Origin of the sequence: Clostridium sp. AF32-7AC, assembly GCF_003477925.1 — a bacterium.
Lineage (GTDB): Bacteria > Bacillota > Clostridia > Lachnospirales > Lachnospiraceae > Otoolea > Otoolea fessa.
The window spans coordinates 21674-30535 of the sequence record NZ_QUEG01000016.1 but is presented as its reverse complement, the minus strand read 5'-3'; the positions used below and the strand labels follow the sequence as shown (position 1 = coordinate 30535).

Genomic DNA, 8862 nt, shown 5'->3' with positions numbered 1-8862 from the left:
CGAAGAAATATGCCGGGCAGCGTGTGGTCATCGGTTCTGTGACGGATGGCTACAATCCACAGGAGGAGCAATTCGGGAATACCAGAAAACTTCTGGAGCAGTTAATCGGCAGTGACGCAGATATTCTGATCTGCACAAAGTCGGATCTTGTGGTACGGGATATTGATCTGCTGAAGAAGCTTGGACGTGTAACCGTTTCATGGTCGATCAACACACTAGATGAAAATTTCAAGAACGATATGGACTCTGCTTCGAGCATTGAGCGCCGTATCTCTGCTATGAAGCAGGTATATGAAGCCGGTATCCGTACAGTCTGTTTCGTATCCCCGGTATTCCCCGGTATCACGGATTTTGAAGCAATCTTTGAGCGGGTAAAGGATCAGTGCGATCTGTTCTGGCTCGAAAATCTCAATCTTCGAGGCGGTTTCAAAAAGACAATTATGGATTATATCGCCGGAAAATATCCTGATCTTGTACCACTTTACGACGAGATCTATAACAAGCATAACCGCAGCTACTTTGAAGCACTTGAAGTAAAAGCTGAGAAAATGGCTAAGAAGTATGATTGTGCCTTTGTGGATAATGAAATGCCTTATGGAAGAGTCCCGCAGGGACATCCGGTGATCGTAGATTATTTCTATCATGAGGAAATCCGAGGGACAGAAAATACAGGAAAAAGAAATCGTTAAGCAGAAATTTGAAAAGGAGTGCTTACAGAGTGAAAGCGATTAGATTAAATATTTTCACAGATTGAGAACTTCCAGCTTGGTTATAAGATCGGATTTATCAATGATGCTGAGATATGGTTACTCATGTTAAAAAAACGCAATACCTCTGTTCATATATATAATGAGGATGAAATAGACGAGTTGATTCTGCTGATACGCGATAGCTTTATTCTGGCTTTTACGGTTCTTAAAGATACACTTGTGAAGAAGCTGGAGGAAGCAGAAAGCGATTGGATGTAAAAAAACAGTCGATAACCCTGGGAGGAGTCCACGGTGAAGGATAAAACAGTATATACATGTACATATAAATCAAAGTTAGGCGATATTCTGCTGGCGGCAGACGCGATCGGACTCACGGGTCTGTGGTTTGAGGGGCAGAAGTATTTTGCAAATACACTTCCAGACGGAGCTATTTCACAGGAATCCCTGATTTTAACCGAGGCAAAGAGATGGCTGGATATTTATTTTTCTGGCAAAGAACCGGACTTTATTCCGCCGCTGCATCCGACTGGCTCCGCATTTCGACAGGCGGTGTGGCAGATTTTATTGCAAATTCCGTATGGACAGACGACTACCTATGGGGAGATTGCAAAAAAGCTGGCGAAGATGCAGAATGCGTCCCATATGTCCGCGCAGGCGGTAGGCGGTGCAGTGGGGCATAACGAGATTTCCATTATCATCCCATGCCACCGTGTGGTGGGAACGAGTGGAAGCCTGATTGGGTATGCGGGCGGAATTGAGAAGAAGGTGGCGCTGCTTATGCTGGAACATACCGATATGAGTCGTTTCTTTGTGCCGAAGAAAGGAACGGCGCTTTAGTTATTAAGTGGAAAAATTGGAATTTTTAAAGCTGTTGCCATTTTATAAGTTGGCAGCAGCTTTTTGCCTATATATTCTTATTGACTTGTTGATATGGAAACAAGTGAGCGGTATAATACATTTGTTTCCAGAGAAACAAGAAAGGAGAATAAAATGAATTCAGAATTATTAGGTTTGTTTGCAAAGTACATGGAAAAGCAGGAAGTCCTATCGAAACTGACGGAATCAGAAGAGCTTCATGGCTATAATTATTCAGAAATACATACGATTGCTGCAATAGGAGATATGGAGTTTCCAAATGTCACAGGAATTTCACAGGCTATGCATATGACCAGAGGAGCAATCAGCAAGATCACAAGAAGACTTATGCAGAATGGAATGATTGAGTCTTATATGGCAGAAGGAAATAATCAGAAGATTTTCTTTAAACTGACTGATAAAGGACAGCAGCTATACGAAGAACATGAGAAAAGGCATAATCTGTGGCTGGAACGTGATAACGCATTTTTACAAAAGTACAGCAAAAAAGAACTGGATGAAATACAGCAGTTTATGATGGATTTTAATAATTATCTGGAAGATAAAATAGCAGAAATAGGAGGACATAACGAATGTTAATTGATATTACTTTAAAAATCACACCCAAAATGGTAACGGATGCACAGGGAAATGAAAAGAAAGCACTGGTAGGTCATCTTGGAACACATTTTGATGTTATGAACAAAGAGTTCCCTTTAGAATATACAAAGAGAAGGGCGATAGTCTTTGATGTTTCTGATGTTGGTGACAGGGATATAGATATTGATGATATCGATATTAGTAAAGTAGAACAGAATATGTTCGTGGCATTTTATACCGGATTTATTGAAAAAGAAGGCTATGGTGGAAAAGAATATTTTACAGGGCATCCACAGCTTTCAGACAAATTGATAGATGCTCTGCTTGACAAAGGAGTATCTATCATTGGAGTAGATTGTGCAGGTGTACGACGTGGAAAAGAACATACACCAAAGGATCAGTATTGTGCGGATCAAGGCGTTTTTATCATTGAAAACCTGTGTAATCTGCAAAAAGTTATTGAATCAGGAGGGACTTGCCTTATCAATACCTATCCTATGAACTATGCTGACATGACCGGATTGCCTTGTAGGGTTGTTGCAGAGGTTTAGACAACTTCCGGTTTGATGAAATATAGAAATTATTGGAGAGGAAAAAATATGGTTGGAAGAATTTATCACGTAGGATTAACCGTTTCTGATATAGATCGCTCCATTGCTTTCTACAGAGACATTCTTGGGCTTGAATTTCAGGGCGAAATCTTTATGGAGGGCGAAGAGACAGATAAAATGTTTCGCAAGGAAAATTGTAAAGCAAGGGTTGCATATTTGAATGGTTCGAAGGCTCTTGAAGCACCACCGATTGAATTGATTCAGTTTGTAGACAGCAAAATCCATAAGGAACAATCAGACTTGTTTACGACATCTATCTCAGAAGTATGCTTTTACACGGATGACATTGATTCTGTCTACAAAACCCTTATTGAAAATCATGTGGAGTGCTTGTCTGAACCGCAGTATTTCGATTTCAGGGCAGATGGGTTTGGGGAAAGCAGAGCGTTTTATTTCAGAGACCCGGATGGAATCATTCTTGAGATGATGCAACCTTTGTAAAATAATAAACAACTTCCAGTTTATATAACAGAAAAATCAGACGGACCTTGTACTTTTGGGTAATATTAAATATAATCCCGTCTTTGACAGTGATATTTGGAAAAACACCGCAGGAAGGCTTATTCTATATAGCTTTTCCGGCGGTGTTTTTTCGTTTTACAATATAGTCTTTTTTTATGAGAATCAGAACTGTGTCATACGGAATTTTCAGTTCAGAAAATGCCTACCTGTGAACAGTTACGTCATCTCTGCATATCAAGAATGAAGAATATATAAAGATTGACAATTTCAAAATCCTGTCGTATACTTCTTTCAGTCCCAAATGGGATTGAATGAGGAAGGTTATGGAATATAAAATACAAAAACTTTACGATCAGGTCAACCAGGCGATCATCCGCTGCCGTGGTGTATACTCGATGTGGGCAAAGAATAACAATGTGAGCTATAACCGTATGCTGGTGCTTTACACCATCCGCGAATTCGGATTCTGTACGCAAAAGCAGATCTGTGATTCGTATCTGCTTCCGCGGCAGACGGTGAACCATGTGATTTCAGAGATGAAAAAAGACGGGATTCTTGTAACGGATCCGGAAAAGAGCACCGGGAAGGAAAAGGCGCTTGTTTTGACGCCGGAGGGCGAACGGTATTCGGAAAAATTATTATATTCGTTAAGCCGGATGGAAGAGCGGGCGGCGAAACGTCTGGGAGAGGACAAGATCCGCAGAATGACGGAACTGTTTATGGAGTATGACCAGATTCTGGAAGAGGCACTGGAGGAGACGGACGATGAAGAGTAAGGCGGGAACGGATACAGAATTTTTCCGGACGGAGAAAATTCCGAAGATATTGCTGCAAATCGCACCTCCGGTTATGCTGGCGCAGCTGATTCAGGCGATGTATAACATTGTGGACAGTTTTTTTGTGGGAAAATATTCCGAATCGGCGCTGACGGCGCTTTCGGTCATTTATCCGTTGCAGCTCATCATCATTGCGCTGGCGGTGGGAACCGGCGTGGGCGTGAATACCTACATGGCGCGCCTGTATGCACAGAAAATGCCGGGACAGGCGGAAGAAACAGCGGGAACAGGCACGCTTCTGGCGCTTGGAACCTGGTTTATATTTGCCATTTTCTCGATCTTCTGTATGCGTCCGTATGTCCTGACAAGTGCGAATACCCCGGAAGCGATCGAGAGTGCTGTTATCTACGGACAGATCGTCTGTATCGGCAGCATCGGGGCATTTCTGGAAGGAAACTGGACGAAGGTCCATCAGTCGCGGGGCAATATGCACCGTCCGATGGTCGCCCAGACCGTGGGGGCGCTGACGAATATCGTGCTTGACCCGATCCTGATTTTCGGACTCGGTCCGGTGCCGGAGCTGGGAGTCGCGGGTGCTGCCTATGCGACTGTCTGCGGACAGGTGGCGGCTGCGGTCATCACATCGTTTGGCGGGGTTGGCAGATTGCCAGAGCGCACAAAAATGCCGCTCTATATCAAGCAGATCTACTGGTTTGGCTACGCGTCGATTATTATGCAGGCATTATTTACAGTTTATATCGTGATCTTAAATGCGATCCTTGCCGGATTTTCAGATTCGGCAGTGACGGTGCTGGGGCTTTATTATAAAATGCAGACGTTTTTCTTTATCCCGCTGATGGGCTTGCAGACGTGTATCGTTCCGGTGCTCAGCTTTAACTATGCAACCAAGAGCTATGCGAGATGCCGGGAAATTATGCGGGACAGCTATGGATTTTCCTGTGTGTTTATGCTGGTCGGTGTGATCTGCTTCGTTTTCTTTCCGGTGCAGCTGCTCCAGGTTTTTTCAAAGAGCAGTGAGGTCATCGCGATCGGAAAAAATGCATTCCCTATCATCGGGGCAAGTTTTATTCCGGCGGTATTTTCACTGATGACCCCGGTCTTCTTCCAGGCGATCGGAAATGGAAAGATCAGCCTCTTTTTGTCCGTGATGCGCCAGATCTGCTGCCTGATTCCGATTTTCTGGCTGCTGTCGCTGATTGACCTGCGCTTTACCTGGTTTGCATTTCCGATCTCGGAAGTGCTGGTCGGTGTCACGGGAATCGTGCTTTATTACAAGGAAATCAAAAGAGACTTTGATAAAGGAGCAGCATGAGAAAGCACGTAAAAACATAGAAAATAGTTTCGTAGAAAATTTTTAAACGCTTTTAATGAATTGAAAAGGAACCGCCTGGGTCAGTCTATCAGCTGGCATCAGGACGGTTCCTTTTTTGAAAGGAGAATGAATGTGACATAAAAAATTGAATGTATGCATTTCGTGTACGTATGAGGCATAATGCCTGTCAGACGAAATGGGTATTTCACCCTTATGCTACAAATGCGTACATCATCACATAATGGCACAGGCTTCCGCCCATGACAAACAGATGGAAAATCTCATGAGAACCGAAATTTTTATGCGTTGCATTGAAAATCGGCAGTTTTAATGCGTAGATAATGCCTCCAGCCGTATAGATGAGTCCGCCGGTCAGCAGCCAGAGAAATGCGCTTTTCGGAAGTGCCAGTACGATCTGACGGAACGCCAGCACGCAGATCCAGCCCATCGCAATGTAAACTAGCGAGGAGAACCACTTCGGGCAGTTGATCCAGAGCGCGTTGACGAGAATCCCGGCAATCGCGATACCCCAGACGAGCGCCAGAAGCCGGTAACCGGCGTTATTTCCAAGGACGATCAGGCAAACCGGTGTGTAAGTTCCGGCAATCAGGATGAAAATCATCATGTGGTCGATCTTACGCAGGATTTTATTAACGTGCTCGGAAATATTAAAGGTGTGGTAGGTCGTGCTGGCGGCATAGAGCAGAATCATGCTGACGATAAACACAGCCAACGCCGCAAGATGGCGCGAATCTGCTTCTCCGGCCGCTTTGTGAAGCAGAGGAACTGCCGCGATCACCGCGCCGATCATCGCGATAAAATGCGTCAGCGCGCTTCCGGGATCCTTTACGTGGAATTTATGATGCTTTGTTTCAGCGAGTTTTGTTGTGTCAGATGTATGTGTTTGATTGGAAATCATAGGATAACCTCCTTTGCTGTAATATTGAGAGAGTAATGTAACGGTTCAGTAGGTCTGCACGTGTACTGCGCGTGACTGTGAAGGTACTGAACAGTTACAGAGTAATTATAAATGCAGTATGTAGTATTTAAAACTACATAGAACGTTTTTATATACTATACATCTTTTTCGAAAAATATGCAAGAGGGGAATGGGATATGTTATAATATGAGAAATTAACGAAGCGTTTTTAACAAGTGGAAGATAAAATGGATCATGGATGATTTGAGAAGTTAAAATGCTCGGGAATCCATGGATGAAGTAGAGAGGAAATCGGTTATGTTAGATATATTATACGAAGATAAAGATATTTTAGTTGTGGTCAAACCAGCTGGAGTTGAGTCGCAGACATCGAGACGCCTGGAGCCGGATATGGTCAGCGAGATAAAAAATTATCTCCACCGGAAGGTGCAGGAGACGAAAAAGTTATCCACAGGATTATCCCCAAAAGCGTCCACAGCCCCGGTGGATCCGTATGTTGGAGTTATCCACCGACTGGACAAGCCGGTGCGCGGTGTGATGGTATATGCCAAGAACCTGAAAGCGGCAGCGCACTTAAGCCGTCAGGTACAGGAGGGAAAACTGGAGAAAATCTATCAGGCGCTCGTATGTGGAAAACCTGTGGATAATGTGGGTAAGTACGTGGATTATCTGTTGAAAGACGGGAAAACGAATACCAGCCGGATTGTGGATAAGTCGGTCGCCGGTGCGAAACGGGCAGAGCTGGAATATCAGATATTAGAAAAAAAAGAACAGGAAGACGGCACCGTGCGTTCACTGGTGGAAATTCATCTTCACACAGGACGCCACCATCAGATACGCGTACAGTTTGCCGCGCATGGGACACCGCTCATGGGAGATACCAAGTATGGCGCACCAGCGGCTGCTTCCGTGGGACGTGCCCGCCGGGAACCGCTGGCGCTGTGCGCGGTCCGTTTATCGTTCCTTCACCCGGTGACGGGAAAAAGAATGGAGTTTTCCACCAAACCGCAATTTGTTCTGTGAGCGAACTTTTCTATAAGTCAAGAAAATAAAAGGTCAAGGGTGAATAGAAGGTAAGACGTGTATATTTTTATCCGACCTGACCATACTAGAGTGTGTACAAAGGAAGTACGAATCATAAATGGGCAAAGTCCATGGGTAAGCCCCGGAGCGACTAAAGAGGGCTTACAAAAGAGACCGCAGGAGCCGGGAGAAGCGGGAGCTGACACCGGTTTCCTGTGGTTTTTCGTTGCCATACATCCGGAAAAAAGGGCGTGTAGGTTTAAGGAAAAGACGTTTGTTTGAATGGATGGCTGTAGAAATCATAGAACTATAACGGTGTATGGCATAAAGAAAAAATCGGGAAGGTGGAGCAGACAGATGGCACTCAGCAGAAAACAGAAAAAAGCATTTCTCACAGCAGTAGTCACGGCGGGCGTGTATTTGAGTTTCCGTTACCTGCTGCCGCTTATATTCCCATTTCTGGCAGCGTATCTGATGGCGCTGCTTCTCCAGCCATCGGCAGCATTTCTCGAAAAACGGCTGCGAATCTCCTTCCGCGGGCGCATGATCGGCGTTCCCATCGGTATGATCGGGGGCGTGGAGCTGATTTTGCTGAGCATTTTTCTGGTCGGTCTGCTGGCAGCAGGGGGACGGCGTTTCACGGAGGAGCTGGAACACTTTTTAGAAGAGCTTCCAGGACGGATGGAGGAATTGTCACTGCTCGGACAGCAATTTGAACAGTCGATCGAGCGAGTCCTTCATCTGCCTGCCGGTAAAATCGGGCAGCTCTTTCGCGGAACAGGCTTGCAGGGCGGTGGACAGGTCAAGGAGATCCTGCTGCCGCAGCTCCTTCAGAAATCAGTTCCTGCTGCGGCGGGGATTGTGCGCGCGGTTATTGTGGTTGTTTTATTTTTCATTGCCTCGATTTTGAGTTTACAGGAGATGGACGAACTGCGCCGGAGGCGGTTTGATTCGATGTTTCACCGCGAATTTTTCCTGCTCGGCAGGCGCCTTGCGGTGACAGGAAGCGCATGGCTGAAAACCCAGTCGGTCATTTTCCTGATGACTTCGGCATTTTCGATGGCGGGGCTTTTGCTGATTGGAAATCCATATTATATTCTGGGTGGAATCGGAATCGGGGTTCTGGATGCCCTGCCGATCTTCGGCGCAGGGACGGCGCTGGTGCCGTGGAGTCTTTTTCTCCTGTTTAAGCGGGAGTGGGGACACGCGCTGATTCTCTTCGGGCTGTATCTGCTCTGTTATTTTTTGCGTGAGTTCACGGAGGCGCACCTGATGGGGAAGAAAATGGGGCTGTCGCCGCTTGAAACGCTGGCGGCGATCTATGTGGGCTTGCAGCTGTTTAGTCTGTTTGGATTTCTGCTGGGTCCGATTGGGCTGTTGATTATTAAGGATTTTGTGGAGGAGTATGGGGAAGCGGACGAAGGAGCGGATGCTCATTAAGTAGGCGCTTTTAGAGGAAAAAAGAGGAAAAAAGTGGAGTATTGGTGGATGGGCGATCTGAAATTGCTTTTGAATGTGGAAATTTAAGGAGATGAAAGGATTTTTTAGAATT

11 protein-coding genes are annotated in these 8862 nt (G+C 45.4%); 10 read left to right on the top strand and 1 reads right to left on the bottom strand.

The annotated features are described in order from the left end of the window. From DWZ45_RS14160 to DWZ45_RS14125, 8 genes are all read left to right on the top strand, one after another. Window positions 1-689: radical SAM mobile pair protein B (locus tag DWZ45_RS14160; protein WP_118469505.1), on the top strand; the 689-nt coding region annotated here is incomplete at its 5' end. 48 nt (window positions 690-737) lie between these two features. Then, the gene (locus DWZ45_RS14155; protein WP_347475390.1) at window positions 738-968 is read left to right on the top strand and encodes a nucleotidyltransferase substrate binding protein; all 231 of its coding nucleotides are present in this window, start codon (window positions 738-740) and stop codon (window positions 966-968) included. A gap of 33 nt (window positions 969-1001) precedes the next feature. Continuing rightward, on the top strand, window positions 1002-1547 hold the full coding sequence (locus DWZ45_RS14150; protein ID WP_118469501.1) for a methylated-DNA--[protein]-cysteine S-methyltransferase: 546 nt from the start codon (window positions 1002-1004) through the stop codon (window positions 1545-1547). Window positions 1548-1700: 153 nt separating this feature from the next. Beyond that, window positions 1701-2165 (top strand): MarR family transcriptional regulator, encoded by a 465-nt coding sequence (locus tag DWZ45_RS14145; RefSeq protein WP_118469500.1) that lies wholly within the window; start codon window positions 1701-1703, stop codon window positions 2163-2165. Then, the gene (locus tag DWZ45_RS14140) at window positions 2159-2716 is read left to right on the top strand and encodes a cyclase family protein (protein ID WP_118469499.1); all 558 of its coding nucleotides are present in this window, start codon (window positions 2159-2161) and stop codon (window positions 2714-2716) included. The genes DWZ45_RS14145 and DWZ45_RS14140 overlap by 7 nt, the downstream gene beginning before the upstream one ends. Window positions 2717-2764: 48 nt before the next feature. Then, window positions 2765-3217: a VOC family protein gene (locus DWZ45_RS14135; protein ID WP_118469498.1), complete on the top strand. Its 453-nt coding sequence runs from the start codon at window positions 2765-2767 to the stop codon at window positions 3215-3217. Window positions 3218-3561: 344 nt separating this feature from the next. Further along, window positions 3562-4014, top strand: a complete 453-nt coding sequence (locus tag DWZ45_RS14130) for a MarR family winged helix-turn-helix transcriptional regulator (RefSeq protein ID WP_022358569.1) — start codon at window positions 3562-3564, stop codon at window positions 4012-4014. Further along, window positions 4004-5347 carry an MATE family efflux transporter gene (locus DWZ45_RS14125; RefSeq protein WP_118469497.1) on the top strand — a complete coding sequence of 448 codons (1344 nt, stop codon included), beginning with the start codon at window positions 4004-4006 and terminating at the stop codon, window positions 5345-5347. Before DWZ45_RS14130 ends, DWZ45_RS14125 begins: the two co-directional genes overlap by 11 nt. 211 nt (window positions 5348-5558) lie before the next feature. Here the strand turns inward: DWZ45_RS14125 and DWZ45_RS14120 are convergent, their stop codons facing one another. Then, on the bottom strand, window positions 5559-6266 hold the full coding sequence (locus tag DWZ45_RS14120) for a hemolysin III family protein (protein ID WP_118469496.1): 708 nt from the start codon (window positions 6264-6266) through the stop codon (window positions 5559-5561). Between the two features lie 318 nt (window positions 6267-6584). On the opposite strand from DWZ45_RS14120, the gene DWZ45_RS14115 reads away from it, so the two are divergent. Further along, window positions 6585-7310, top strand: coding sequence for an RluA family pseudouridine synthase (locus DWZ45_RS14115; RefSeq protein WP_118469495.1), 726 nt, complete (start codon window positions 6585-6587; stop codon window positions 7308-7310). Window positions 7311-7667: 357 nt separating this feature from the next. After that, on the top strand, window positions 7668-8750 hold the full coding sequence (locus DWZ45_RS14105; RefSeq protein WP_118469494.1) for an AI-2E family transporter: 1083 nt from the start codon (window positions 7668-7670) through the stop codon (window positions 8748-8750). Window positions 8751-8862 lie beyond the last annotated feature (112 nt).